At 62.8% G+C, this 24453-nt stretch carries 24 protein-coding genes, 1 tRNA gene and 1 pseudogene; 16 read left to right on the forward strand and 10 right to left on the reverse strand.

Annotated features, from left to right (window positions below):
• Nucleotide 1: 1 nt before the first annotated feature.
• Nucleotides 2-988 carry a cobaltochelatase subunit CobS gene (cobS, locus tag ABVK50_RS22330; RefSeq protein WP_353644499.1) on the reverse strand — a complete coding sequence of 329 codons (987 nt, stop codon included), beginning with the start codon at nt 986-988 and terminating at the stop codon, nt 2-4.
• An 86-nt stretch (nt 989-1074) separates the two neighbouring features.
• Nucleotides 1075-1695 (reverse strand): J domain-containing protein, encoded by a 621-nt coding sequence (locus ABVK50_RS22335; protein ID WP_353644498.1) that lies wholly within the window; start codon nt 1693-1695, stop codon nt 1075-1077.
• A gap of 145 nt (nt 1696-1840) precedes the next feature.
• Between ABVK50_RS22335 and ABVK50_RS22340 the strand changes: the two genes are divergently transcribed.
• From ABVK50_RS22340 to ABVK50_RS22350, 3 genes and pseudogenes are all read left to right on the forward strand, one after another.
• A complete protein-coding gene (locus ABVK50_RS22340) occupies nt 1841-2143 on the forward strand; it encodes a BolA family protein (RefSeq protein WP_353644497.1) in 303 nt (100 codons plus the stop codon).
• Nucleotides 2144-2223: 80 nt separating this feature from the next.
• Nucleotides 2224-2487 (forward strand): type II toxin-antitoxin system prevent-host-death family antitoxin, encoded by a 264-nt coding sequence (locus tag ABVK50_RS22345; protein ID WP_353644496.1) that lies wholly within the window; start codon nt 2224-2226, stop codon nt 2485-2487.
• Nucleotides 2484-2862, forward strand: a pseudogene (locus ABVK50_RS22350) (hypothetical protein); the annotation flags it as partial. The gene ABVK50_RS22345 and the pseudogene ABVK50_RS22350, both read left to right, overlap by 4 nt.
• Before the next feature lie 50 nt (nt 2863-2912).
• On the opposite strand, the gene ABVK50_RS22355 reads toward ABVK50_RS22350, so the two are convergent.
• From ABVK50_RS22355 to ABVK50_RS22365, 3 genes are all read right to left on the reverse strand, one after another.
• Nucleotides 2913-3794: a transporter associated domain-containing protein gene (locus ABVK50_RS22355; RefSeq protein WP_353644495.1), complete on the reverse strand. Its 882-nt coding sequence runs from the start codon at nt 3792-3794 to the stop codon at nt 2913-2915.
• A gap of 150 nt (nt 3795-3944) precedes the next feature.
• Complete coding sequence (gene aroB / locus ABVK50_RS22360; RefSeq protein WP_353644494.1) at nt 3945-5069, reverse strand: 3-dehydroquinate synthase; 1125 nt, start codon at nt 5067-5069, stop codon at nt 3945-3947.
• Nucleotides 5066-5677 (reverse strand): shikimate kinase, encoded by a 612-nt coding sequence (locus tag ABVK50_RS22365; RefSeq protein WP_353644493.1) that lies wholly within the window; start codon nt 5675-5677, stop codon nt 5066-5068. Before ABVK50_RS22365 ends, aroB begins: the two co-directional genes overlap by 4 nt.
• A 158-nt stretch (nt 5678-5835) precedes the next feature.
• On the opposite strand from ABVK50_RS22365, the gene ABVK50_RS22370 reads away from it, so the two are divergent.
• The 4 genes from ABVK50_RS22370 to ABVK50_RS22385 all read left to right on the forward strand — a co-directional run bounded on the left by ABVK50_RS22370 (nt 5836) and on the right by ABVK50_RS22385 (nt 9472).
• Entirely contained in the window at nt 5836-5991 is a 156-nt protein-coding gene (locus ABVK50_RS22370; protein ID WP_353644492.1) for a histidine kinase, read from the forward strand.
• 2 nt (nt 5992-5993) lie between these two features.
• Nucleotides 5994-6920, forward strand: a complete 927-nt coding sequence (locus ABVK50_RS22375; RefSeq protein ID WP_353644491.1) for a site-specific tyrosine recombinase XerD — start codon at nt 5994-5996, stop codon at nt 6918-6920.
• A gap of 87 nt (nt 6921-7007) precedes the next feature.
• Nucleotides 7008-7958 (forward strand): acetyl-CoA carboxylase carboxyltransferase subunit alpha, encoded by a 951-nt coding sequence (locus ABVK50_RS22380; protein WP_353645850.1) that lies wholly within the window; start codon nt 7008-7010, stop codon nt 7956-7958.
• Nucleotides 7959-8194: 236 nt separating this feature from the next.
• Nucleotides 8195-9472 (forward strand): murein L,D-transpeptidase family protein, encoded by a 1278-nt coding sequence (locus ABVK50_RS22385; protein ID WP_353645849.1) that lies wholly within the window; start codon nt 8195-8197, stop codon nt 9470-9472.
• A 73-nt stretch (nt 9473-9545) separates the two neighbouring features.
• Here the strand turns inward: ABVK50_RS22385 and ABVK50_RS22390 are convergent, their stop codons facing one another.
• From ABVK50_RS22390 to ABVK50_RS22400, 3 genes are all read right to left on the reverse strand, one after another.
• Complete coding sequence (locus ABVK50_RS22390) at nt 9546-10280, reverse strand: DUF899 family protein (protein ID WP_353644490.1); 735 nt, start codon at nt 10278-10280, stop codon at nt 9546-9548.
• A gap of 77 nt (nt 10281-10357) precedes the next feature.
• Nucleotides 10358-11458 (reverse strand): GTP-binding protein, encoded by a 1101-nt coding sequence (locus tag ABVK50_RS22395; protein WP_353644489.1) that lies wholly within the window; start codon nt 11456-11458, stop codon nt 10358-10360.
• Nucleotides 11451-12620: a D-alanyl-D-alanine carboxypeptidase family protein gene (locus ABVK50_RS22400; RefSeq protein ID WP_353644488.1), complete on the reverse strand. Its 1170-nt coding sequence runs from the start codon at nt 12618-12620 to the stop codon at nt 11451-11453. The genes ABVK50_RS22395 and ABVK50_RS22400 overlap by 8 nt, the downstream gene beginning before the upstream one ends.
• 212 nt (nt 12621-12832) lie before the next feature.
• Between ABVK50_RS22400 and ABVK50_RS22405 the strand changes: the two genes are divergently transcribed.
• The 7 genes from ABVK50_RS22405 to ABVK50_RS22435 all read left to right on the forward strand — a co-directional run bounded on the left by ABVK50_RS22405 (nt 12833) and on the right by ABVK50_RS22435 (nt 20876).
• On the forward strand, nt 12833-13996 hold the full coding sequence (locus tag ABVK50_RS22405) for a M20 aminoacylase family protein (RefSeq protein ID WP_353646969.1): 1164 nt from the start codon (nt 12833-12835) through the stop codon (nt 13994-13996).
• Between the two features lie 44 nt (nt 13997-14040).
• Nucleotides 14041-14117 (forward strand) — tRNA-Arg (locus tag ABVK50_RS22410).
• A 2602-nt stretch (nt 14118-16719) separates the two neighbouring features.
• Complete coding sequence (locus tag ABVK50_RS22415; protein WP_353644486.1) at nt 16720-17529, forward strand: SIR2 family protein; 810 nt, start codon at nt 16720-16722, stop codon at nt 17527-17529.
• Nucleotides 17530-17756: 227 nt separating this feature from the next.
• Nucleotides 17757-18548, forward strand: a complete 792-nt coding sequence (locus ABVK50_RS22420; protein ID WP_353644485.1) for a GGDEF domain-containing protein — start codon at nt 17757-17759, stop codon at nt 18546-18548.
• Between the two features lie 146 nt (nt 18549-18694).
• The gene (locus ABVK50_RS22425) at nt 18695-18937 is read left to right on the forward strand and encodes a hypothetical protein (protein WP_353644484.1); all 243 of its coding nucleotides are present in this window, start codon (nt 18695-18697) and stop codon (nt 18935-18937) included.
• 52 nt (nt 18938-18989) lie between these two features.
• Nucleotides 18990-19274, forward strand: a complete 285-nt coding sequence (locus ABVK50_RS22430; protein ID WP_353644483.1) for a BrnA antitoxin family protein — start codon at nt 18990-18992, stop codon at nt 19272-19274.
• A 210-nt stretch (nt 19275-19484) separates the two neighbouring features.
• Entirely contained in the window at nt 19485-20876 is a 1392-nt protein-coding gene (locus ABVK50_RS22435; protein WP_353644482.1) for an HWE histidine kinase domain-containing protein, read from the forward strand.
• A gap of 139 nt (nt 20877-21015) precedes the next feature.
• On the opposite strand, the gene ABVK50_RS22440 is transcribed toward ABVK50_RS22435, so the two are convergent.
• Together ABVK50_RS22440 and ABVK50_RS22445 are read right to left on the reverse strand one after the other, a co-directional pair.
• On the reverse strand, nt 21016-21156 hold the full coding sequence (locus ABVK50_RS22440; RefSeq protein WP_353645848.1) for a DUF1127 domain-containing protein: 141 nt from the start codon (nt 21154-21156) through the stop codon (nt 21016-21018).
• A 135-nt stretch (nt 21157-21291) separates the two neighbouring features.
• Nucleotides 21292-21909: a TetR/AcrR family transcriptional regulator gene (locus ABVK50_RS22445; RefSeq protein ID WP_353644481.1), complete on the reverse strand. Its 618-nt coding sequence runs from the start codon at nt 21907-21909 to the stop codon at nt 21292-21294.
• A 127-nt stretch (nt 21910-22036) separates the two neighbouring features.
• Here ABVK50_RS22445 and ABVK50_RS22450 point away from each other — a divergent pair, with 127 nt between their 5' ends.
• Together ABVK50_RS22450 and ABVK50_RS22455 are read left to right on the forward strand one after the other, a co-directional pair.
• A complete protein-coding gene (locus tag ABVK50_RS22450) occupies nt 22037-22645 on the forward strand; it encodes a CDP-alcohol phosphatidyltransferase family protein (protein WP_353644480.1) in 609 nt (202 codons plus the stop codon).
• A 23-nt stretch (nt 22646-22668) separates the two neighbouring features.
• Nucleotides 22669-24453 carry a bifunctional alpha/beta hydrolase/class I SAM-dependent methyltransferase gene (locus ABVK50_RS22455; protein WP_353644479.1) on the forward strand — a complete coding sequence of 595 codons (1785 nt, stop codon included), beginning with the start codon at nt 22669-22671 and terminating at the stop codon, nt 24451-24453.

The following is a 24453-nucleotide window of genomic DNA, read 5'->3' on the forward strand; positions in this document are numbered from 1 at the left end:
CTTAGCCCAGCACCACGTTCGCCGCGCTCTCCGGCAGTTCCTCGCCGAAGGCGCGCTGGTAGAACTCGGCCACGATGGTGCGCTCGAGTTCATCGCATTTGTTGAGGAAGGTCAGCCGGAACGCCATGCCGACATCGCCGAATATCTCGGCGTTCTCGGCCCAGGTTATGACCGTACGCGGGCTCATCACCGTCGAAAGGTCGCCATTCATGAAAGCCGAGCGGGTCATGTCGGCGACGCGAACCATCTTGCCCACGATTTCACGGCCCTTGTCGTTGCGGTAGTGCTTGGCCTTTGCCAGCACGATCGCGGCCTCGTTGTCGTGCGGCAGGTAGTTGAGCGTAGTGACGATCGACCAGCGGTCCATCTGCGCCTGGTTGATCTGCTGCGTGCCGTGATAGAGGCCGGTGGTGTCGCCGAGGCCGACCGTGTTGGCGGTGGCGAACAGGCGGAACGCCGGATGCGGGCGGATGACGCGGCTCTGGTCGAGCAGGGTCAGGCGGCCGGCAGATTCCAGCACGCGCTGGATGACGAACATCACGTCGGGGCGGCCGGCGTCGTATTCGTCGAACACCAGCGCGACATTGTGCTGATAAGCCCAGGGCAGGATGCCGTCGCGAAATTCCGTGACCTGCATGCCCTCCTTGACCACGATCGCGTCCTTACCGACGAGATCGATGCGGCTAACATGGCTGTCGAGATTGACGCGGACGCAGGGCCAGTTGAGACGAGCCGCAATCTGCTCGATATGGGTCGACTTGCCGGTGCCGTGATAGCCGGACACAATGACGCGGCGGTTGTAGGCGAAGCCGGCCAGGATGGCCATGGTCGTCTGGCGGTCGAACAGATAGTCGGGGTCGATGTCCGGCACATGCGCGTCGGCGGCAGAATAGGCCGGCACCACCATCTTCGATTCGAAGCCGAATTTCTCTTTGACCGACACGGTGGTGTCTGGAAGGTTTGCGATGTCGCGATCGACTTTATTCATCTAGACCATCAATCTCCACGCGCGAAAGCATCACCTTTCGCCGGCAATCTCTTTCTCTCGGGCGCGGTCTTTAACAGAACGGCGGTTTAACACAAACCCGCTTGTTTGAGCACGCGATATGCCTGCAGCACATCACGGAACCGGTCTTCCGAACCCCTGTCGCCGCCATTGGCGTCCGGATGGTGGCGCTTCACCAGTTCCTTATAGCGCGCCTTGATGTCCGCGCCAGTCGCCTTGACGGTTAGACCAAGCGTTTCCAGCGCCTTGGCCTCAAGCGGCTTGGCCTTGCGCTCGCGCGGCTCCGAGCGGTCACGCGGCCCGTCGAACAGGTTGAAGGGATCGCGGACGCGGTTGTAGTAGCCGGCGCGGCCGGAGCGCTTGGTGGCGAAATCCGGCGAGGAGCGCGCATTGCCGTTGGAGCCCATGGCCCAAGTCGGCCGATGGCCGGTCAGCGCCTCCTTCTGGAAGCGGGCGATCTCCGAATCCGGCACGCCGGAGAAATAGTTGAAGCCCTTATTGTACTCGCGCACATGCTCGAAGCAGAACTTGAAGTACTCGCCTTCCTTCATGCGGCCAACCGGCGCGCGATGCGTGCCGGCTTCGCTGCAGCCGTCCCATTGGCAGATCGGCGCGCGCGGCTCGGCCTCCGCCGCTTTGCGGTCGGGGCGCACGCGAATCTTTTCGAAATATTTCGAATACGTACTCATCTCGACCCATTTATGGGGTGTTCGCGATACGAAACAAGAATTGACATTTTGGCGACGATCGCCCTAACCCGCTGAATCGCGGATTAATCCAAGAGTTCGGTGTTTTTTGTGGCGGCGCCGGCATATGTGGGCGAAGGAGACGGCAATGTCCATAGCGGCGACGATGGAAGCGAAACTGAAAGAGGCGTTCGCGCCGGAGCGGCTGATGGTCATCAACGAGAGCCATCTGCACGCCGGGCATCACCACGTCGACGGCGACCACCACGCCGAATTCGACGGCAAGGGCGAGACGCATTTCCGCATCCGTATCGTGTCGCCGAAATTCGCCGGCATGAGCCGCATCGAGCGCCATCGCGCAGTGAACCAGGCGCTGGCAGGCGAATTCGACGCCGGGCTGCACGCTCTGGCGATCGAGCCCGCCGCGCCGGGCGAGCAGACGAGGTGGTGAGGGTTGATTGCGTCCGCTATTGCAGTACTGAGGTTAATGCTGTAATTTACAGCAATTCCTAGATTGCCAGGAATGCTGTAGTGTCCGTTGATCAAACCTATTCGACAAGCGACCTCTCCCGGAAATCCGGCGATATCATCGCGGAAGCGTTGCGTCACCCTGTGACCATCACGCAGCGCAACAAGCCGCGCCTCGTTCTCCTAAATATTGAAGATTACCGGCGACTCAAGGCGCGCGCCGAGACCCGCCATTCAGGCACAATCGAAACCTTGCCCGCCACTTTGATCGAAGAGATCGAGGCAGCAATCGATTCCTATGCGGAGGATGACGAGGCGGCTGGGTGACGAGTTTTGATTCCATCCAGACCGCTTGTGTGATCCGATATCCTTATCTTTGGGCGCGTGAAGCTGCACGTGGAGAAACCGAAGGCCGAAAATGCCCGCCCTGTTACAGTGGGGATCCGCCTGCCCCGCAATGATGGCGACTTACTCCTCTTGTTTCCGATCACCAGCAAGGAGCCAGAGGCCGGCCGGCTTGCTGTTGAAATTCCGGAGACGGAGAAGCGGCGCGCAGGCCTGGAAGCCGATCTCCGGCTCTGGATCATATTCGACGAATACAACACCGACATTGTCGGAGAATCATTTTATTTGGAGCCAGAGGTGCCGATCGGGCGATTCAGAAAGGCGTTCTTCCTGCCCCTGATGCGCACATTCATTGCCAGCAGCAAGAAAGCCGCCGCGATCAAGCCGCTGAAGATCTCTGAACGTAGTCACCCCTCCACTGCCGGCCTGATCCTGAGCCGGGTGATGCGGTTCCTTTCGCGCTTCATCACCACGAAACGCTTGCCGTGGAAGGTGAAGGCCTGCTTTTCGTCAGGGATCGACTGCGTCTCGTGGATGACGAGGCCGGCGATGGTAACCGCCTCGTCGTCGGGAAGTTTCCAGTCGAGCGCGCGGTTCAGGTCGCGGATCGGCACCGACCCGTCGACCACCACCGAACCGTCGGCCTCCTGCTTGACGCCCTGCATATCGATGTCGTGCTCGTCGGCGATCTCGCCGACGATCTCCTCGATGATGTCTTCTAGGGTGACGAGCCCTTCGACTTCGCCATACTCGTCGACCACGATGGCAAAATGCGCCTTGCGGCGGAGGAAAGCCGCAAGTTGGTCCTGGAGCGTCGTCGTGTCGGGCACGAACCACGGCCTTGCAGCGATCTTCATCACGTCGATCTGCGAAAAATCGTTGCCGACGTCGTTGAGCGCGCGGAGCAGATCCTTGGCGTGCAGCACGCCGACAATATTGTCGGTCGAGCCGCGCCACAGCGGCATGCGGGTATGCGGGCTCTGCAGGATTTCGCGCACGACCGCTTCCGGCGGGTCGTCGGCGTTGACCGAACGCATGTGAAGACGGTGGACCATCACATCTGAGACTTCGAGTTCGTGCAGGTCGAACAGTGCTCCCAGGCGATCCAGCTTCATCGTGCCGCCTTCGCGCTCGGCCGGAACGCCGGCAGATCCCTCATGCGCCGCGGGCCGAGATTCGATGGAACGCAGTTCAAGGCCGAACGCCGCCAGCAGCCGCATGCGGAAGATGGTTGCCAGCACGATCAAGACGAGCAGGACGCCGGCAATTATCCAGCCGGCGTTCAGCATCGCGAGAAACCCCGATGGAAAGGAGATTGCCCCTCACCCTCTCCCCATGAAGAACGGGGAGAGGGGGACATCGGCGTTGCGGCCATCATCCTTCTCCCCGTGGTTACGGTGAGAATGTTCCGGCAGGGGGATGAGGGGTCGAAGAAAGAATCAGCGCTCATCCGGGTGATTCTCCCGGAGGAAGGAGAGCACTTCGGATGCAGGCACATCCCTGGCGATGAAGGACTGGCCGACGCCATGCGTCAGGATGAAGGTCAGCGCGCCGCGCGACACTTTCTTGTCCTGCGCGATATAGGCGAGGAGGCGCTCGGCGTCGGGCAGCGGGCCCGGAATATCGGCCATCCGCCAAGGCAGGCCGACTGCGGCGAGATGCGCCTCGACGCGCGCCGCATCGTCGTGGCTGGCGAGGTTGAGCCGGGCCGAAAAGCGATGCGCCAGCGCCATGCCGATGGCCACGCCCTCGCCATGAACCAGACGGGAGCCGTCATAACCCGTCGCCGCCTCCAGCGCGTGTCCGAATGTGTGGCCGAGATTGAGCAGTGCCCGGTCGCCGGTCTCGAACTCGTCGCGGGCCACGACCTCCGCCTTGGCGCGGCACGATTGCGCAATCGCTTCGGTGCGCGCCGGTCCGCCGTCGAATACTTCCTTCCAATTCTTCTCCAGCCAGGCGAAGAAATCCGGGCGGTCGATCAAACCGTATTTGGCGACCTCGGCATAGCCGGCGCGGAACTCTCTGGGCGGCAGTGTGTCGAGCGCGCCGGTGTCGGCCAGCACAAGGCGCGGTTGATGGAAGACGCCGACGAGATTCTTTCCATGCGCAGTGTTGATGCCGGTTTTGCCGCCGACAGAGGAATCTACCTGTGCCAGCAGCGAGGTGGGCATCTGGACGAAATTCATGCCGCGCCGGACGATGCCGGCGGCGAAGCCGGCGAGGTCGCCGATCACACCGCCGCCGAGCGCGATAATCGCGTCGCCGCGCTCGAACCGCGACGCGAGCACTCCGTCGACGACCTGCTGCAGCGCGTCGAAGCTCTTTGTCTTCTCGCCGGCCGGAAGCACGATCGACGTCGATTCGATGCCGCTCCCGGAAAGGCTTTCCGACAATGCGCCGAGATGGCGGGCAGCGACGTTCTCGTCGCTGACGATGGCCGCGCGAATGCCCGGCAGGCGTTTGGCGATCTCCTCGCCGGCGCGACCGATCAGCCCCGGGCCGATCAAAATGTCGTAGGTGCGCTCGCCGAGCCCGACTTCCACCGTCACCGCGTCTGCGCTCATATCCTGTCCTTCGGGGAATTGTTGGAGGCGGCCTGTCCGAAATGCCGGTGCAGCGCCTCGATAACCTCGGCGGCGATCACTTCCTTGCGTTCGTCGCGCGTCGGCACCGTCAGCGCCGCCAGCGCATAAACCGGGTAGCGCTCAACCATCAGCTTTTCCAGCACTCCGCGCGGATCGGGGTTCTTGAGCAGCGGCCGGTTCTGCTTCTTGGAAACGCGCTCCATCAGCGTGTCGAGATCGGCCTTCAGCCAGACCGAGACGCCGCTCGCCTCGATCGCGGCCCGGGTCTGCCCGTTTATGAACGCCCCGCCTCCGGTGGACAGCACCTGCGGGCCGCTTTCTAACACGCGCAGAATGACCCGCTGCTCAAGTGCCCGGAACTCGGCCTCGCCGTAGCGCTCGAACAGTTCGGGCACTGTCATGCGCGACACGCTCTCGATCTCGTGGTCGCTGTCGGTGAAGGGCAGGCCTAGCGCCGCCGCAACCTTGCGGCCGATGGCGGTCTTGCCGGCGCCCATCAGCCCGACAAAGACGATGGAGCGCTGACCGAGATGCTTCAGCACCTCGGCATGGCTGCCCGCCGTCGGAATTAGCGCTTCTGTACCCATCCGGCTCATAAATTCCGATAAAATCGGACTCTCCGCTCTTGCCGGCGTTTCGACATGAAAAGGGGGTTTGCGTCAAGCACTGGCCCGCTAGCCCTTGAACTGACCTGCACCCCGTCCCATAACCGAAACGGGGACGCATGTATTCGGACAGCTTATTAATGCCGACATTATTCCGGTTTCTGGTGACCTTGGGCGTATTGGCGGGATTGATCTATGGCGCGATGTTCGCGCTGGTCATGTATGTCGAGCCGAAGAAGGGCGAGATCTCGGTGCGCGTACCGACCGACAAGCTCAACCCGAAGCCGCGGCAGTAATCATGCGCAGCGCAGCGCGCATCGAAGCCTTCCTCGAAATGATGAGCGCCGAGCGCGGCGCCGCCGAAAACACGCTTTCCTCCTATCGCCGCGACCTCGAAGACGCCGCCGAACAGCTCGGCGGACGCCTGGCGGAAGCCGATGCGAGCGCAATCCGGGCCTATCTCGGCGACATCGCCTCGCGCGGATTCGCGCCGACCTCGCAGGCGCGCAAGCTCTCGGCCCTGCGCCAGTTCTACAAATTCCTCTATGCCGAGGGCCTGCGCGCCGACGACCCGACCGGCACACTGGACAGCCCCAGGAAAGACCGCCCGTTGCCAAAGACGATGAGCGTGACCGAGACCGGCCGGCTGCTCGACCGGGCGGCGCTGGAAGCAGCCGACAGCTCCACCGGCCACGGCTCGCTTCTCGCCGCCAGACGCATGCATGCGCTGGTCGAGGTGCTCTACGCGACCGGCCTGCGCGTTTCCGAACTGGTCGGCCTGCCGGTGAATGTGGCGCTGCGCGACGAGCGCTACTTCATCGTTCGCGGCAAAGGCAACAAGGAGCGCATGGTGCCGCTTTCGGCCAAGGCGCGTGCCGCCATGCGCGCCTGGATGGAGGTGCGCAACGGAACGCCTGTGCTGGCCGAGAGCCCGTATCTGTTTCCCGCGTCCTCGGAGAGCGGCCATCTGCCGCGCCAGGTGTTTGCGCGTGAGCTCAAGGCGCTCGCCGCCCGCGCCGGCATCGCCGCCGCGAAAATTTCCCCGCATGTGATCCGCCACGCCTTCGCCAGCCATCTCCTGCAGAACGGCGCGGATCTGCGCGCGGTGCAGCAACTGCTCGGCCACTCCGACATTTCGACGACGCAAATCTACACCCATGTGCTCGAGGAAAGGCTGGTGCGACTGGTCAACGACCATCACCCGCTTGCCGACAAGTCGGGCTGACGCTATGTGAAGGCACGTTTCGCGGCCAATGCCGCTGGTCTAAATGACGGCCACATTTCTTTTTCAGGCAATTCGGTCCGCTTGCGCATGTATAATTATCTCGACTTCGAAAAGCCCGTCGCCGAACTCGAGGCCAAGATCCACGAGCTGAAGAAGCTCGCGGAGAATGGCGAGGCGGTCGATGTCGGCGACGAGATCACCCGGCTGGAGAAGCGCTCGCGCGACGCGCTGCGCGACATCTACAAGGCTCTGACGCCCTGGCAGAAGGTTCAGGTGGCGCGACATGCCGACCGGCCGCACTGCCTCGACTACATCGGCTCGCTGTTCACCGACTTCACACCGCTGGCCGGGGACCGCGCCTTCGGCGAGGACAACGCCATCGTCGGCGGCTTCGCGCGCTTTCGCGGCGATCCGATCGCGGTGATGGGCCAGGAAAAGGGCTCCGACACCAAGAGCCGCCTCAAGCACAATTTCGGCTCGCCGCGGCCTGAAGGCTACCGCAAGGCGGTGCGCATCATGGAATTGGCCGATCGCTTCGGCATACCCATGGTGACGCTGGTCGACACCGCCGGCGCCTATCCCGGCGTCGGCGCCGAGGAGCGCGGCCAGGCCGAGGCAATCGCCCGCTCCACTTCGGCGTGCCTGGCCATGAAATCGCCGTCGGTTTCCGTGGTGATCGGCGAAGGCGGCTCGGGCGGCGCTATTGCCATCGCCACCGCCAACCGGGTCTACATGCTGGAGCACGCCATCTATTCGGTGATCTCGCCGGAAGGTGCAGCGTCGATCCTGTGGCGCGACACCACCCGCTCCAAGGATGCAGCAACAAACATGAAGATCACCGCTCAGGATCTTCTCGAGATGAAGATCATTGACGCGATCATCCCGGAACCGCTGGGCGGTGCACACCGCGTCCCCGAAGCGGTGATCAGCGCCACCGGCGATCAGATCGCCAGGAGCCTGCGTGAGTTTGGATCGCAAAACATGGATTTCCGCGAGCACCGCCGCGAAAAGTATCTGGCGATGGGCCGCAGCCTCTAAGTTGGTTCCAAACGGGCTTCGCGGATCGTCCCAAACGAGGCGATGTTGCGGCAACGAACCGGTTTCGCCACAAAATTGCCGCCAGTTTTCTGTCAATGGGTGGTTGGAGGGTCTGCTCTTGCTGCTTGCGGTAATCAAATTTCAAGGTTAACGGGCTTACGGTCGCGACCATTGGACTGGACCGGCGGGGGACCGCGGGACGGTCAGTACGACGGAAACGAAGACTATTCATGCCGATGACTGCCAAATTCGCGCGCGCCGGACTGCTGCTTGCCATGCTCGCCGTGGCGGGCTGCAACGGATCGACCACATTCGAGGACATCTCGCCCCAGGCCAAGAAGCCGCTGCCGGCCAAGGTCCTGGCGCAGATGAAGGCGAAGGGGATGCCCCGCAATTCGCCGGTTATGGCGCGCGTCTTCAAGGAAGAAGGCAAGGTCGAGATCTGGAAGCAGAAGACCAATGGCCGCTACGATCTGATCGCCGCCTACGACATCTGCAAATGGTCGGGCAAGCTCGGCCCGAAATTCATCGAGGGCGACCGCCAGGCGCCCGAAGGGTTCTACTCGGTGAAGCCGCACCAGATGAACCCAAGGTCGAACTACCACCTCGCCTTCAACATCGGCTACCCCAACGCCTATGACCGTGCCCACGGCCGCACTGGCTCCAATCTGATGGTGCACGGCGCCTGTTCTTCGTCCGGCTGCTATTCGATGACCGACGCGCAGATCGAGGAGATCTACGCCTTCGGGCGCGACGCCTTCCAGGGCGGCCAGACCGAATTCCAGATCCAAGCGTTTCCCTTCCGCATGACAGCGGCCAACATGGCGCGCTACCGCAACGATCCGAACTATGAGTTCTGGACCATGCTGAAGGAAGGCTACGACCATTTCGAGATCACCAAGGTGCCGCCGAAGGTCGACGTCTGCGAAAAGCGCTACGTCTTCAATCGCATTCCCGAAGGCGATGCCAAGTTCGGTTCGGCCAGCGACGCCTGCCCTCCCTTCACCCAGCCGGACTCGCTGAGGACCGCCTACCAATCCTACCGATCGACTTATGAGGCCGCGTTTTCGAACGCGGTCGGCACGAGCAGCGCAATCGCACCCAAGCCGACCATCGCCGGCCTCAAGGAAGCCAGCCTGGTTTCGGAATGGACCCGCAAGCGGGCGCGCGGCGAACGCGTTCCGGTCGAGCCGCCGTCGCTGTCGCATGACGGCACGGTGACCGCGACGTCCCGGATGGGCCGCATCGATTCGCCGGCCGGTCGCCAGATGGCCGAGCGCGAAGCCGCCGAGGCGGCAAAGCAGCAGGCTGCGGAGGCGAAGAAGAAAGCCGCCGAGGAAAAGGCCGCAGCCGCAGCGCTCGCCAAGGCCGCGGCGCAAGCGCCTGCGCAGGCCCCCGCCGAGACCGCTCTCGTGCCCGAACCCGCGCCAGTGGCGGTGCAGGCTCCGCCTGCCGAGAAGCCCGGCCTGCTCGGCAATATGACCAGGCGCATCACCAACATGTTCGGCAGCTGAGCAGCCGCTTGGGCTGAGGACGCTGTTTACGGCCTCCGACCCTCACAAGCGCACGTCCTCTTCCGCGAATGCGTCAGTCGTATTCCAGCTGTTCTTCCCAGTCGGAAGGCCTGCCCTCGCGCGTCAGGTCGAAAATATTCCAGGACGGCTCGATGGTGCCAGCGTGGCGAGGATCCTGGCCAGGGTCGGCGGGTGCGTAAAGCATCTCAGAACTCCAGAAGTGCCGGATTTCAGAGCCATCGCGATGGAAGATCGTCACCATCGGCATCTGGAATCCTTCGGGTGTCTCGGCAAGATAGTCGCGCTTGAAACTGTTCCCGGCCGACGACAGCAGGCGCAGGTTTCGCCACCCACGCTCCTTGGCGAATGTGGTCAAGCGGTCAAGTGGCGCTTTGGCGATCACCACGAAATTGAACCCTGCTCCTTCCACATGCTTCACCGCGCCGTCCAACGCATCGAGAAAGGCGACACATGACGGGCACGGTCCTTCTTCCAGTTTCAGTCGCGCCGTCGCGCCCTCGGCCGGACCGGGTCGATCGTCCTTAGGATAGCGGGGAAACATGAAGTTATAGACGACCAGCGAGTCCTTGCCCGGAGCAAACAGCTCCGAGAGTTTCAACCTGGCCGGAATGCCGTCCGGGCCGAGGCCGTCGAAAACATAGTCTTCGGGAATGAGCCCGCCCGGCGGCAGTTCGCGCCGGAGGACCGAAACCGCCTCCATGGCGCGGCGCAATTCGATCTCCTTCGCCAGCAAGCGGTCACGGGAAGCTCTATATTCGGCGGACTCGCCGGGAAAAGCGATGTTCATCGTCTCGCATCCTTTCTACGCGAGACGAATCTAGCCCCCCGATTGGATGCGGCAAGGCAAACCAGGTGTGGTTCAACTCAGCGGCCGGCAATCGCCAGCGGGTTGTTTTCCATCGCGGCCCGGTCGGCCGTGTCGACCTGCGGCTGGTTGGTGAACGCGGCGAACAGGCGGCGGACATAATCCTCCGGCATATCCAGCGTGATCAGCACCAGTCTCGTTCCACGCACCTCGTCCGGCCATGCCGGCAGGCGGGCCGGCGGATGCAGAAGCGTCTGCACGCCGTGTACGACCAGCGGTCGTTCCGGGCTCTCGGCAAGCTCGATGATGCCTTTCATCCGCAGCAGCTTTTCACCGTGCGCCGAGCGCAACAGGTCGAGGAACATCTCGATCGTCGCATAGGGCACCGGCCGGTCATGGACCAGCGTGAATGACCGGACACGACGGTCATGCCGGTGCTCGTGGTCGTGGTCGTGGTCGTGATCGTGCCCGGCATGGTGATGCGCCGCATGCTCTGCTTCGGCGCCCAGCCATTTGCGAACGTCGGCGGTCTTGGTCGCCGGATCGTAGAGCCCGCAATCGAGCAGGCCCGCCACGCCGGCAGCGGAAGCATCGAGCAGCGGCGCGCCCGGATTGATCTTCCGCAGCCTGGCGCGAAGCCGTTCCAGCGCTTCAGGCTCGTTAACGAGGTCGGTCTTGGCGATGACGATGCGGTCAGCGACGGCTACCTGCTTGACCGCCTCGACATAAGCGTCGAGCGTGGCCTCGCCATTGACCGCGTCGACCATGGCGACGACGCCGTCGAGCCGGAATGCATGCACCAGGGCGGGATGGCCCATGATGGACTGCAGCACCGGCGCCGGATCGGCGAGCCCTGTCGTTTCGATGACCACCCGCTTCAACCGGGCGATCCGGCCCGTCTGCAGGCGGTCCACCAGATCGGCCAGCGTGTCGACCAGTTCGCCGCGCACAGTGCAGCACAGGCAGCCATCGGAAAGCTGGATGACCCCGTCCGACGACTGCTCGACAAGCAGGTGGTCGATGGCGACATCGCCGAATTCGTTGATGATGACGGCGGTGTCGGTCAGCGCCGGATCCTTGAGCAGCCGGTTGAGCAGCGTCGTCTTGCCGGCGCCAAGAAAGCCGGTCAGCACCGATACGGGGATAGGGAAATCAGCCACTCGGCTTGCCCGATTGGTCGCCCTGCTGGGAGGCGGCGATTCCCGGCACGGGCTTGTCGGGACGCCAGGTCGGGATCGGCACGTCGGCATAGACCCGGTTGGCGGCGATAGTGGCGGCGGCAGCCGTCGACAGCGGCCCGGTCGCTCCGCCGAGTTCAACCTTGACCAGCACGCGTTCGCGGGTCATTTCGCCGAGATAGATCGTTTCCGGAGCCTTCTTGCCATCCTTCTCTGCCTTGGCGCGTTCCTTCTCTTCCTTGGCGCGCGCGGCCCGCCCCTGTTTGGTGCACAGTTCCTTTTGCATGTTGACCGGCTTGTCGGGCTCGCTGCCGGTAGGCTTGAGCTCGACGAGCGACGGCCCTCCGGACGTCGAGACGGTGAAGCCCCGCGCCAGCATGGCGGCGGCCTTCTCGTCGCGCGACTTCACGGTTTTGGATCCGACAACGACCGCGAGCAACGTGCGGCCGTTGCGCGTCGCCGAGGCGATGAGATTATAGCCGGACGGGCAGGTGTAGCCGGTCTTCATGCCGTCGGCGCCTTCGAAACGGCCTATGAGATTGTTGTGGCTGGGCAGAACCTTGTCGCCCGCTGCCAGCCCTTCGATCGAGAAATAGCCGGTATGTTGCGGGAATTCCTTGCGCAACGCGGTGGCAAGGATAACGAGGTCGCGCGCCGTCGTGTACTGGTTGTCGTCATGCAGGCCGTGCTGGTTGACCCAGTTGGAATCGGTCATGCCGAGCCGGCGCGATTCGGCGTTCATCCGCTCTGCGAAGGCTGATTGCGACCCCGCAATGCTTTCGCCGATTGCGGCCGCGACATCGTTGGCCGACTTGACCATGATGATCTTCAGCGCATTGTCGAGCGTCAGTTCCGAGCCGACCGGATAGCCCATCTTGCTCGGCGGCTGGGCCGCCGCCTTCTTGGAGATGACGACCGGGGAATTCAGCGACACCTCGCCCGCCTGCACCGCCCGAAACGCCACATAGGTCGTCATCAACTTGGTGAGCGATGCCGGATACCAGCGCTGGAACGGATTGTCGCTCTCGATCACCTGGTTGGTCCTGGTGTCGATCAGAAGCGAGGGATTGGCGCCTGCCGGACCGCCCGCCGACAGAGCGAGAACGCCCGAAAGAACCGCCGTGAGAATGAATCTGCGCCGCATGATGCCCGAATCGCCTCTTGTCGTGTTTGTTCCCTGGTCCTTAGATTTTCCGGACCGGGGCATATCGCCAAGCGGGGCAATCTGGCCCTCACTGCCCGCGCCCGGGATTTTTCCGGTGCTATTTAGCCTATGTGACGCCAAGATGGCAAAGCTGTAGGATGATTTTTCAATTTGCGGGACCGCGATTCCCGCGCCAACGGAGAGCGCCCATCATGCCCATCCTGAACCGAGCCGCCGAAATGCACGATGAAGTGACGGGCTGGCGACGCCATCTGCACCAGACGCCGGAACTGAACTACGACGTGTTCAAGACGGCGGAGTTCGTGACGCAGCGTCTGCGCGAATTCGGTTGCGACGAGGTCGTGACGGGCATCGGCCGCACCGGCGTGGTCGGCATCATCCGCGGCAGCCTGGGACCGGGCCGCACCATCGGGCTGCGCGCCGACATGGACGCGCTGCCGATCAACGAGGCGAGCGGCAAGCCCTACGCCTCGCAAAGTCCCGGCAAGATGCACGCCTGCGGCCATGACGGTCACACCGCCATGTTGCTCGGCGCAGCCAAGTACCTGGCCGAGACCCGCCACTTCGCAGGGTCGGTTGCGGTGATCTTCCAGCCGGCCGAGGAAGGCGGCGCCGGCGGCCTGGCCATGGTCAAGGACGGAATGATGGAGCGGTTCGGCATCGAGCGCGTGTTCGGGATGCACAACATGCCCGGTCTTCCTCTCGGCCAGTTCGCGATCCGGCCCGGCCCGATCATGGCCGCGACAGCCGAATTCACCATCACGGTGAAGGGCAAGGGCGGCCATGCCGCCATGCCGCACCGCGCCATCGACCCGATCGTGGTGGCGAGCCAGGTGGTGACCGCCTTCCAGACCATCGCCTCGCGCACCACCGACCCGGTCGAATCGGTAGTCGTCACGGTGACCAAATTTCATGGTGGTGACGCTTACAACGTCATCCCCGAAAAGGTCGAGCTCGCCGGCACTGTCCGTACGCTCAAGAAGGAAGTGGCCGCACTCGCGCGCGAGCGCATCCACGCCATCTGCGACGGCATCGCCGCAACCTATGGCGCGACAATCCATGTCGATTACGATTCCAACTATCCCGTGACGTTCAACCACCCGGACGAGGCGGTGTTCGCCGGCGACGTGGCGGCCGCCCTCGCCGGCGACGGCCAGATCCAGCGCGCCATGCAGCCTGTGATGGGCGGCGAGGATTTTTCCTACATGCTGGAAGCTCGGCCCGGCGCCTTCATCTTCATCGGTAATGGCGACAGCGCCAACCTCCACCACGAGGCCTATGATTTCAACGACGAGGTCATCCCGCACGGCATGAGCTATTGGGTGCGGCTTGCCGAGTCCGCGCTGGCTGCTTAGACGCTTGGCGAAAGCGCCCGAAGCGATTATGTGTCGTGGCGGTCGGTCCCGTAGCTCAGTAGGATAGAGCGACAGATTCCTAATCTGTAGGCCGCTGGTTCGAATCCAGCCGGGATCACCACTCAGCCGCTTGTTTTCGCGCTCTCTTTTTGGCCTCGGAAATGTACCGTCATTTCCGGAGATTACCAGCTGTCTTACCGTGGCTGTTGGAGAGACTGCCGCCATTCCTGCCACGTTTTGTCGGTTTTGCACCGCCCGTCTCTGTCGGACGTTTTGCCAGTCCAACAGTTTTTGAAGCGATGCACGATGACGCTGCGACTGCGGGAGAAAGGGTCCGGAAATTGGTGGCCGGCCTGCTTTTCAGATGCCTAAAGCTTCCGACTGATGCGTCCAGAGGATTGGAAGATCGTCTGCCCGCAGAAGCTGGTGTCGAGTGAAAACATGTCCATACGCCCACGGCCGAAGTTGCAGAGAGGGCCAAAACGAGCGCCGCGCCGAATCAAGTGCGGGTTGATTCGGGGTCCCAGCAGAAAGATTCCGGCCGTCGCTGAAAGCCCCCTGGCGGTCGTAGACCAAGCAAGAAGCGCGGGTCCGGACCGTTGATTGATCTTGTCGCTCAAACCTGTGCGCGGGCCTCGCGAGACAACCTGCAACTAGTACCGCGGCCGACGGCGGAACCGCCGATAGCTCCGCTTCTGGCGTGGAGGATGTGCATAAAACCGCCTCCGGGCGTCTAATTCTGCAAGCACCCGTTCCCGTCTCGACCGGTCGGCAATCATTCCACTATCGCTCGGCTGGGGATAATGTGCGTCTGTTGACGAGCCGCATGAATAAACCCTCGTCGCGAAATTGCCGCAACCACAGCCTGTCCCTCGGCGCGCCCTGGCAATAAGCACCACAGCCGACCGTCCTTCTCCCCGGAGATGTCGGTTTGTTGCCGCCACACCGTCGAAATCGAAGAACACGGGCATCGCGCAGTTAAGCCACAAAAACGGAAAGCACTCCTCCGGACGGGGCGTGACGACAACACCCTTGAGCCATGTGGGCCGGCAATGAGGCTCCTTTAAGAAACCGTGAATGGTCCCTTTTAGCCGCGTTCCGTCCACCACCCAGACCATATTGCGGTGGAAGGTCTCGCGTGCAGCCCTTTCAACTGGCGGAAGATGCGAGTACTGGAACTCGATAACCAAGCCACTGTCGGTTCTCACATCCGCGATATGCTTCTCACCTTTTTCGTCGAGGCCGAAGACTTCCTGCCACTCAGAGGGGAACTGGTCCTTCCAGGCGCGATGCCACCGGGTTTCCGGCTCCCACCAAGGATCGCAACTTCTCTTGCCTTTGTGCGCCCAGTGCCAGACTCATTGAGTTCCGCATTTTGCGATCATGGGCTGCAAGCATCCTGGACAGGAAGAAAGCAATCCAGGCGAGGCTTCACATCGAAGATTATTCATCACTCCAAAGCGCATGATCCTCTCCATGTACGTCGGAGACCGCACGCCATCGCAGGCCACGGTCCGATTTTTATTGGGAAAGTATGTGGGCAGCGCGGCCAGCCAAGACTGGTGCTGTTTCTTCTTATCTTAGACGTGCGAGCGTCGTCGGTTTGCACGACTAGTGAAAATGCCCGGCGCCGCTTGTTCTCAAGGCACGCCGAAAAGGTAAACGATCATCGAGGCGAGTCAAGGCTTTCACCGCTTCGTAAATTGCCTGTAGGGTGCCGGTGATCGAAGCCTGGTGCCGTAGCGAGCGCGTGCCATATCCTTGGCACGCAGACCAATCGCTCCACGCTTCTGCGACGGACAATCTCGCCGAGGTCGCAACGCCCATTTCAGGATGTCGAAGATGGCTGGCAGCTCTCTTCGACTGCCCTTTCAGGAGAAGTGACTGAATTTGCTGCCCCCAAGTCGGATAGCTGGAGACCACCTTTTGGCCGCCGCCACCTATAGTCAAACGGACCGGCAGCTTTCAGGGTTTTGAGAGCAGCCCACGATGGCCGGGAAGGCGCAAAGCAGTCATGCACGGCTCACCTTTGAGAGACCAATGAGCTTGAGTCTGAGCGAACGAGCGACTGCCGCAATGCGGTCGTGAGCCGCATTGGTGATTTAGCAATCCTGTCCCACCGTTGTGCACGCCGGTCCCGGATTAGCGCACTGCAATCTTGGCTGGCGTCAGCGCCAAACTAGGCTGGAGCACGCGCCATCCGCCAAACAGTAATTCATTCCCGGATAACGGCAATCCTATCCCACATAACGACAATCCGTTCCCGCGGAACGACAAGCATTTTCCCTGTTAAGGGCGAATTAGGTGGACCAAATCCCTGTTGCGCGCGAAAAATTCCCTGTTTTTCTGCGCAGGGAATTAGCGTTAAACTGCTGTTATCTTAAGGTAAATTGCTGGGTAGCAAACCCTCCGATCCGAGAACCGAGCGCCGAATTTCTCTGTTTTTAGCGGAATTAGCACGGAATCTGTAAGAGAGACTGGTTATCCAAAGACCACTCGGTTCACCATCTTTCATGTTGGCAAGCATTGACCAATGCTTCCTGCTGCCTAGTGCAGGACGTCACGCGCGCTCACGGCAATATGTCAATCAACCGGAACAAGGCGGTACAGCGGCTCGTTAGGGCGACGCCCATGCTGGAAATGCGGCATGGTCTGCAACCGGCGCTGCCGGGCCTGTTGACCTGCTCGCGCCCATGCCGGCTGAATGCGAAGACGAGGCGACCATGCCAGGCACCATCGAGGACCTCGCCGAAGCCGTCCGGGAGCGGAAGGCGATCCTCTTCGTCGGCGCCGGCGTCTCGCGAAGCGTCGGGCTTCCGTCCTGGGAGACATTGATCGACCACCTCGCCTCGGAACTCGGGCTGAACGAGCAGCGCGCGGAGAATGGCGTCAATTATCTCACGCTCGCCGAATATTACCGGTTGAAGAAAGGCAGTCTTGGCGCGCTGCGCAGTTGGATGGACCGCAATTGGAGCGTATCCCGCAGCGACGTGGAAAAGTCCGTTCTGCACCGACTGATCGTATCGCTCGATTTCCCCATCATCTACACCACCAACTACGACCGCAACCTCGAAGTCGCGTTCGAGATTCACGGCAAGGAATTCGTGAAGGTCGCAAATGCACGCGACGTGGCGCGGACACGCGAGGGCGTGGCTCAGATCGTCAAGTTCCACGGCGATTTCGATGACGATGATTCACTGGTTCTGACGGAGACGGATTATTACGACCGGCTCTCCTTCGATTCACCGCTCGATATCAAGTTCAGGGCCGACGCGCTTGGTCGTACAATCCTGTTTATCGGGTACAGCCTCTCGGACCTGAATATCAGGCTCCTCCTGCACCGTCTCTGGCAGACCTGGGAGCGATCCGGCTATGCGAAGGACCGGCCGCAATCCTTTGTCTTCATGGCGCGTCGGGACCCGATAGAGGAGGCTGTGCTGGCGAATTGGGGAATTACCGCCCTCAGTGGCGAATCTGACGATGCGCAGCAGGCGTTGACAGCATTTCTTGAGCGCCTGAATCAGATGCGCTAGCCAAGGATCTGCGCCCGCCAGCGCCTCACCGTCATGCGGCGCCCGACAGAGCGCGTTCGTAGTAACTGCTCCTCCGCCGTCTCTCCAGATCTGATTGCTTCCGCCCCCTTACCCAATGGTCAGGTTGGCTTGCGCAATCTCCTAAAAAGCGCCAGTCGGCGCAAAGATGCGGTTAACCGTCGTCGGCTACGCTCGCGCCTTGAATGGGCCGGGCACCGCAAACGAAGATGGTCAAGCAACTTATGGACTTTTCCGCCGTTGGCCGGGGGCGGGTCATTGTGCTGAGCGCACTCGGCACGCTTTGCTGCATCGCCGTGGCCTTCGGCATCGACAGCTATTCCTTCGGGACCGGGACATGGCGCTGGGGCTCGCAACCGCTCAACAATCTTATCATTCCCCTGCTGCTTGCCCCGCCATTCTTCGGCTATCTGCTCAGCAAGCAGCGTGAACTCGCCATAGCGCATCGCGAACTCATGGTCGTCGCCTCGACCGACCCGCTCACCTCATGCCTGAACCGCCGGGCGTTCACGGCCATGGTGGACCGCTACCTTGACCGCATCGCCGCCCGGAAGGACGGGCATTCCGGTGCGCTGCTGGTCATCGACGTCGATCACTTCAAGACGATCAACGACCGGTTCGGGCACGTTTGCGGCGACGAGGCGCTCAAGGCCATCGCCCAGGCGATCAGGCATGCGCTGCGCGAATTCGACATTTTCGGGCGCATCGGAGGCGAGGAATTCAGCGTCTTCCTGCCGGGCGTCAGCCCCGACCGCGCAGGCATTGTCGCCGACCGCATCCGCACGGAAGTGCTGGCCACCGAACTCAATCTCGGCGAGGAAAGCTGCAGGCTCTCGGTGAGCGTCGGCGGCGTCACCTTCGACCGCGAAACCTCCTTCAGCGAACTCTACCGCCATGCCGACCAGCGGCTGTATGAGGCCAAGCGGAACGGCCGTAACCGCGTGGAGATCGTCCATCACGGTTCGTCCGCGTCACCGAACGCGCAGGTCAGCGTGCACTAGCTCCCTGCTGCAGAGTATCCCGGGCCATCGGCTTTCGTCTGCTGACCCACCATCCGCAAAACATTGCGGCAATTGCGGCCCCCATGGTGTAATGATTGCCAAAACAGCGTGAATTGCGCAGCGCGCGACGAGATATGGAGTTTGGCATGGCCCGCAAAGAGGAAAGTCAGAACATGGCCGTGCCTCCGCATCTCAGGCTCCGCTCGGGCGAACTGAAAGCCGCAGCCACCGACGCGGTGGCCCGCAGCATCAACGAGGACCGGGTCGAGGCGCGCGAGAAGAAGACCGCAAGGCTGAAGGCGCTACGCGAGGCGAAGGAGGCGAAGGAGCGCGCGGAAGCTGCAGCCACCCCGCCGCCCGCCAAGGCGAAAAAGAAGCGGAGCCGCTAGTATCCCGCACAGCCGCATGGCGGCCGGGTACAGATTCATCGGGACCAGAACAATGCCAAAGACACCGCGCCGACCCACTGATCCGATGGCTGCCGCCGAAGCCGCGTTCAAGCCGGCGAGAAAGCCCGAGCCAGCCGCGCCCGTCGCCCGGGCAGTGCCCGCGCCACGCGAACTCGTTTCGATTCGTATCGACCGCGACGTGCTCGACTATTTCCAGGAAGGCGGGCCGGGCTGGCAGGAGCGCATCAACGCAGCGCTGCGCGAGGCGGCCGGCATGACGGGGCGTGCCGACGAAGGCAAACGGCCCGAAGAGCTGAACGCCACCAACGACGACTGACGTCTGCCTTGAAAAACCGGAAGCGGTTTCGGAAAAGATGATGCGCAGATTCAAAGCCTTGGAGCGCCTTCGCGCGTCCACGAGGACACGCGGCGCTCTCAGCTTGGCAAGGCTGGTAGTTATGCGCCCATCGTCTGATCCAGACCGCACAAATCCGTTGCGAAGGCAGGGTCGTCGTGATGAGTTGCGGTCAAAGCAGGTAAGGGGGCGATGACCGGCACAGGGTCCTCGGACATAGACAGCGAGCGCAGGCTGGCGATCGCCACAAGGGCGGCGGCGCTGGGGATCTGGGATTGGAACCTGATCACCAACGAGATGATTTATTCCGACCGGGCGAAGGAAATCTGCGGGTTTCCGCTGGACGAGCCGGTCAACGTCGAGATGGTCCGCTCGATCACCCATCCCGACGACCTGCCGCAAGCCTCGGCGCAGGCCCGCCGCGCGATCGATCCGCAGATCAGATCCCGCGACATCTACCGCTACCGCATCCGCCATTTCGCGACCGGCGAGGTTCGCTGGGTCGTCGCGCATGGCGAGGCGATCTTCGAGGAGGTGGATCGCGTCGAGAAAGCGGTGCGCTATGTCGGCACGCTGCAGGACGTTACCGAACAAGCCAAGGCGGAAGAGGCTGCGCTGGAAAGCGAGGCGCGGCTGCGGCTGGCGATGGAAGCCGCCGACATTGCCGTGTGGGAGGTCGACTTGGCCAACGATACGATCACCCATTCGCCGGAGTTGAACCGGCTGTGCGGCTTTCCCGAGGACGCCCGGCCGACCATCGAGGAATTTCGTTCGCGCTACGCTCCCGGCGAACGCGAACGGTTGAAAAAGGAGGGCGCGGAAGCGCTCGCCCGCGGTGAGACGAGACTACAGTCGGAATTCCGTCAGCTCTGGCCCGACGGCACGCAGAAATGGATGCTTTTGCGCGCCCAGTTCGTGCCCGGCGGCCAGGGAGCCGGGCAGCGGGTCATCGGCGTGTTGCTCGACATCACCGAGCGCAAGCGGGCGGAGGAGCGGCTGAAGATCATCGCGCGCGAACTCCAGCACCGGGTGAAAAACTCACTTGCCATCATTCAGACCATCGCCAACCAGTCCTTCCGCGGCAAGACCGACATGGAAGAGGCGTTCGGCTCGTTCTCGGCCCGGCTGCGCGCGCTGGCCGCGGCCAACGACGCGATCACGCTGGGCGATTTTTCCAGTGCGCAATTGGTCGACGTGGTGAACAAGGCGACGACGCCCTATCGCGACCCGAAAGGCGACCCCTTCGTGTTCTCGGGCGAGGATACCGCCGTCTCCAGCAAGAAGGCGGTTGCGATCACCATGGCGCTGCACGAGCTGTCGACCAACGCCGCCAAATATGGCGCGCTGAGCCGGCCGTCGGGGCGCGTCTCGATCTCATGGTCGGTCTCGCCGGATGGCGCTCTTAGCCTGCAATGGCGGGAGATCGGCGGGCCGCCGGTGAAGCAGCCGCGCAAGAAGGGATTTGGAACGCGGCTCCTCGAACGCGGTCTGTTTGCGCGCGGCGAAGGTTCGGTCACACTGCTCTTCGATGAGTGCGGACTGAAATGCGAGATAAGCATCGGCAAGCCGCAGGAAGCCGTTTGATCCGCTGGCGAGAGGCGGCTCGAAACAAAAAGCCCGCCGGACGCACCGGCGGGCTTTTCCATGGGGTGGCCAGCATCCAGGGGAGGGAAAGACGCTGGCCGGTGTCGGCAGGGAGGGAGGAGAGCCCCGCCGAATAGTGTTACAGGGATTTGTTGGCGACTACGGTGATGTCGGCGCGGTTGATGCCGAGATCGTTTAGTTCGCGGTTCGACAGGCGGCTCAGCTCGTTCACGGTCTCGCGATAGCGGCGCCAGTTACGGTAATTGCGGATCAGGTTCATGATACCCTCGTTCATTCCGGTATTTCGTTTGCCGGCATGAGATAGGTGCGGTCGGTTCAAGTTTGAACGACTGCTCTTGCATAGCCGCAATGCAAATTTTGCATTTCACAAAGGCGTGACCGCAAATTCGGACGTTCAACCCTTGCGGGCGACCACGCCGTCGCAGAACGCCTCGACGATGAAGGTGATCTGGGCGGCTATCTCGGCCGGCGGCACGGCCATGAAGCGCCGCTGCTGGCCGAGGCTGACGATACCGTGCACCGCCGAAAACAGCGATTTTGCAAGCAGCGACAGCCGCTCCTCGCTTTCCTCCGGCAAAAGCAGCCGCAGCGGCTTGACGATGTGGCCGAGCAGATGGATGTGCTCGGCGACCTGCCATTCCGGCACATCCTTCGAGGCGCGGAGGCCGAGCTCGAAAATCGCCGACCACAGCCGGGGGTTGGCCAACACGAACTCGAAATAGGTCTGGCCGAGCAGCGTCAGCGCGCGCTTTGGCAGTGCGCTCGAAGGATCGCGCGCGAAGGCCTCGGCGACCGCCGCCTCGAGACGCGCCACCGTGCGCGAATTGACCGCCGCCACCAGCGCGTCCATGTCCGGAAAGATGTTGTAGATGGCGCCGACCGCGCAGCCGGCCTCACCTGCCACGTCGCGCGCCGTCAGCGCCGGATAACCGTTCTCGGCGATCCTGCGCTCGGCGATCTCGATCAGCGACCGCCTGAGCTGCTCGCGCCGTTCTTGCGTCTTCTTCGCCAATGATCCATCCTTGGCCGCCATGATTTGAACACTGTTCACAAACATCTTGAACAGTGTTCATAATTATGGCAATAGAGACGTGAACGTGGTTCAAGTCAAGGTTTGCGGACTCGGGGGAGCCGTTCTGATGCCGACACTTTACGCGCTGAAACCTGCATTCCAGTCATCGCTCCGGCCGCTGGTCGACATGCTCGCCGCCAATGGCGCGACCGCCAACCAGGTGACGCTCGCCGCGGCAGTACTGTCGATCGCGGCCGGCGCCGCGATGGCGGCGTTTCCAACTGTCGGCTGGGTGTTTCTGCTGCTGCCGGCCGTTCTGTTCATCCGCATGGCGCTGAACGCGATAGACGGCATGCTGGCGCGAGAGCATGGCCAGGCCTCACGGCTCGGAATGTATCTGAACGAACTCTGCGATGTCGTCTCCGATCTTGCCCTCATTCTTCCCTTCGCGCTGGTCGCGACCTTCCCCGCCTGGGGCGTGGCCGCCTTCGCCATCGCGGCAGTGTTCGCCGAGTTTGCCGGCGTGCTCGGCGTGGCCGCCGGCTCCGGCCGCAACTATGCCGGCCCCTTCGGAAAGAGCGACCGCGCGCTGGCTCTCGGCGCGATTGCGGTGGCGGTCGCAACGGGCTTCGCCATTCCGGTGATCGCCTCGTGGATTTTCCCGGCGATGGCGCTCCTGTCGCTCGTCACTGTCATCAACCGCGTCCGCAGCGGCCTCGCCGTCGGCGCGGCCTGATTTGCGTCCTGAGGAACCCGCAAATGCCGCACGAGACCCTGTCTGCCGCGCCGCCTGCCGCCGGGCGACCCGCCGTCGAGCGCACCTTCCTCACTCATGACGGCGCCGAAATATTTTACCGCTGCTGGCCGGCAGCAAGCGCTGCCCCAAAGGGAGCAATTGTGCTGTTCCACCGCGGCCACGAGCATGGCGGGCGCGTCGCCCATCTGGTCGACGAACTCGCAATGCCGGACTACGCCTTCTACGCCTGGGACGCGCGCGGCCATGGCAGGTCGCCGGGCCAACGCGGCTATTCCCCGTCCTTCGCCGCATCGGTGCGCGACGTCGATTGCTTCATGCACGAAATCGAGGCGCGAGACGGCTTCAAGCCCGGCGACATGGCGGTCGTCGCCCAATCCGTCGGCGCCGTGCTTGCCGTAACCTGGGTCCACGACTACGCACCCGACATCCGCGCCCTGGTGCTGGCCTCGCCCGCCTTCTCCGTAAAACTCTACGTACCCTTCGCTAGGGAAAGCATCGCGCTGTGGCAGAAGCTGCGCGGCGTGTTCTTCGTCAATTCCTATGTGAAGGCCAAATTCCTGACCCACGACCCAGAGCGCATAGCCTCTTTCGAGGCCGACCCGCTGATCACAAGGCCGATCGCCTCGAACATACTCGTCGAGCTTTACCGGCACGCCGCCCGCGTGGTGGGCGATGCCCGCGCCATCACCGTGCCGACGCAATTGCTGATCTCTGGCAGCGACTGGGTGGTCAGGCATGCGCCGCAGCACGAATTCTTCGTCAATCTTGGCAGTTCCATCAAAGAGCGCCACGTGCTGAAGGGCTTTTTCCACGACACGCTGGGCGAGCGCGACCGTGCGCCGGCGGTCGCGGAGGTACGGCGCTTCATCTCGGAGCAATTCGCCAAGCCGGTCGCCCGCGCAGACCTGACCCAGGCGCATCGGTCGGGCTTCACCCGCGACGAGGCCGACCGGCTCGCTTCGCCGCTCGATCCCATGTCTCCGAAGGGCCTCTATTGGGCGCTGAACCGCGCTTTCATAAAACTCGGCGCATGGTTCTCCAACGGCCTCAAGACCGGCGTTCAAACCGGCTTCGATTCCGGCTCCACCCTCGACTATGTCTATGAGAACGAAGCGCGCGGCGGCGGGCCTATTGGCCGCGCCGTCGACCGTATCTTCCTCGATGCAATCGGCTGGCGCGGCATTCGCCAGCGAAAGATCCACCTGGAAGATATGATCCCGGCCGCCATCGCGCGCCTGAAGCTGGCGGGCCGGCCGGCAAACGTGCTCGACATCGCCGCGGGCCACGGCCGCTACGTGCTCGACGCGATCGCCAAATGCCCCGAACAGCCCGCCGCCGTTCGCCTGCAGGACTATTCCGACATCAATGTCGCGGCTGGCCAGAAGCTGATCGCAGCGCGCGATCTGCCGCCGAGCTTTTCGTTCCACCGCGCCGACGCCTTCGACGGCGATACGCTCGCCGCGCAGGACCCCGCGCCCGATCTCGCCATCGTCTCCGGCCTCTACGAACTCTTTCCGGACAATGCGCTGATCGCGCGGTCTCTCGGCGGGCTCGCGCGCTCCATGACGCCCGGCGCGCTGCTGATCTACACCAACCAGCCGTGGCACCCGCAGCTCGAGATGATCGCGCGCAGCCTGACCTCGCATCGCGGCAACGAGGCCTGGGTGATGCGCCGGCGCACGCAAGGCGAGATGGACCAGCTCGTCGAGGCCGCCGGCTTTCGCAAGCTCGACCAGCGCATCGACCAGTGGGGCATCTTCACCGTGTCGCTGGCCGAGCGCATCTGA

The sequence above is a fragment of the Mesorhizobium sp. WSM2240 genome (assembly GCF_040438645.1).
In the GTDB taxonomy this organism is placed as follows: domain Bacteria; phylum Pseudomonadota; class Alphaproteobacteria; order Rhizobiales; family Rhizobiaceae; genus Allomesorhizobium.

Coding starts and splice junctions, on each gene's coding strand:
- ABVK50_RS22370 (WP_353644492.1), top strand. CDS start 5,836: ATGCCGACATTATTCCGGTTTCTGGTGACCTTGGGCGTATTGGCGGGA.
- ABVK50_RS22425 (WP_353644484.1), top strand. CDS start 18,695: ATGGCCCGCAAAGAGGAAAGTCAGAACATGGCCGTGCCTCCGCATCTC.
- ABVK50_RS22440 (WP_353645848.1), bottom strand. CDS start 21,156: ATGAACCTGATCCGCAATTACCGTAACTGGCGCCGCTATCGCGAGACC.
- ABVK50_RS22400 (WP_353644488.1), bottom strand. CDS start 12,620: ATGCGGCGCAGATTCATTCTCACGGCGGTTCTTTCGGGCGTTCTCGCT.
- ABVK50_RS22415 (WP_353644486.1), top strand. CDS start 16,720: ATGCCAGGCACCATCGAGGACCTCGCCGAAGCCGTCCGGGAGCGGAAG.
- ABVK50_RS22365 (WP_353644493.1), bottom strand. CDS start 5,677: ATGGGTACAGAAGCGCTAATTCCGACGGCGGGCAGCCATGCCGAGGTG.
- ABVK50_RS22355 (WP_353644495.1), bottom strand. CDS start 3,794: ATGCTGAACGCCGGCTGGATAATTGCCGGCGTCCTGCTCGTCTTGATC.
- ABVK50_RS22420 (WP_353644485.1), top strand. CDS start 17,757: ATGGTCAAGCAACTTATGGACTTTTCCGCCGTTGGCCGGGGGCGGGTC.
- ABVK50_RS22435 (WP_353644482.1), top strand. CDS start 19,485: ATGACCGGCACAGGGTCCTCGGACATAGACAGCGAGCGCAGGCTGGCG.
- aroB (WP_353644494.1), bottom strand. CDS start 5,069: ATGAGCGCAGACGCGGTGACGGTGGAAGTCGGGCTCGGCGAGCGCACC.
- ABVK50_RS22450 (WP_353644480.1), top strand. CDS start 22,037: ATGCCGACACTTTACGCGCTGAAACCTGCATTCCAGTCATCGCTCCGG.
- ABVK50_RS22375 (WP_353644491.1), top strand. CDS start 5,994: ATGCGCAGCGCAGCGCGCATCGAAGCCTTCCTCGAAATGATGAGCGCC.
- ABVK50_RS22455 (WP_353644479.1), top strand. CDS start 22,669: ATGCCGCACGAGACCCTGTCTGCCGCGCCGCCTGCCGCCGGGCGACCC.
- ABVK50_RS22390 (WP_353644490.1), bottom strand. CDS start 10,280: ATGAACATCGCTTTTCCCGGCGAGTCCGCCGAATATAGAGCTTCCCGT.
- ABVK50_RS22405 (WP_353646969.1), top strand. CDS start 12,833: ATGCCCATCCTGAACCGAGCCGCCGAAATGCACGATGAAGTGACGGGC.
- ABVK50_RS22430 (WP_353644483.1), top strand. CDS start 18,990: ATGCCAAAGACACCGCGCCGACCCACTGATCCGATGGCTGCCGCCGAA.
- ABVK50_RS22335 (WP_353644498.1), bottom strand. CDS start 1,695: ATGAGTACGTATTCGAAATATTTCGAAAAGATTCGCGTGCGCCCCGAC.
- ABVK50_RS22385 (WP_353645849.1), top strand. CDS start 8,195: ATGACTGCCAAATTCGCGCGCGCCGGACTGCTGCTTGCCATGCTCGCC.
- cobS (WP_353644499.1), bottom strand. CDS start 988: ATGAATAAAGTCGATCGCGACATCGCAAACCTTCCAGACACCACCGTG.
- ABVK50_RS22340 (WP_353644497.1), top strand. CDS start 1,841: ATGTCCATAGCGGCGACGATGGAAGCGAAACTGAAAGAGGCGTTCGCG.
- ABVK50_RS22380 (WP_353645850.1), top strand. CDS start 7,008: ATGTATAATTATCTCGACTTCGAAAAGCCCGTCGCCGAACTCGAGGCC.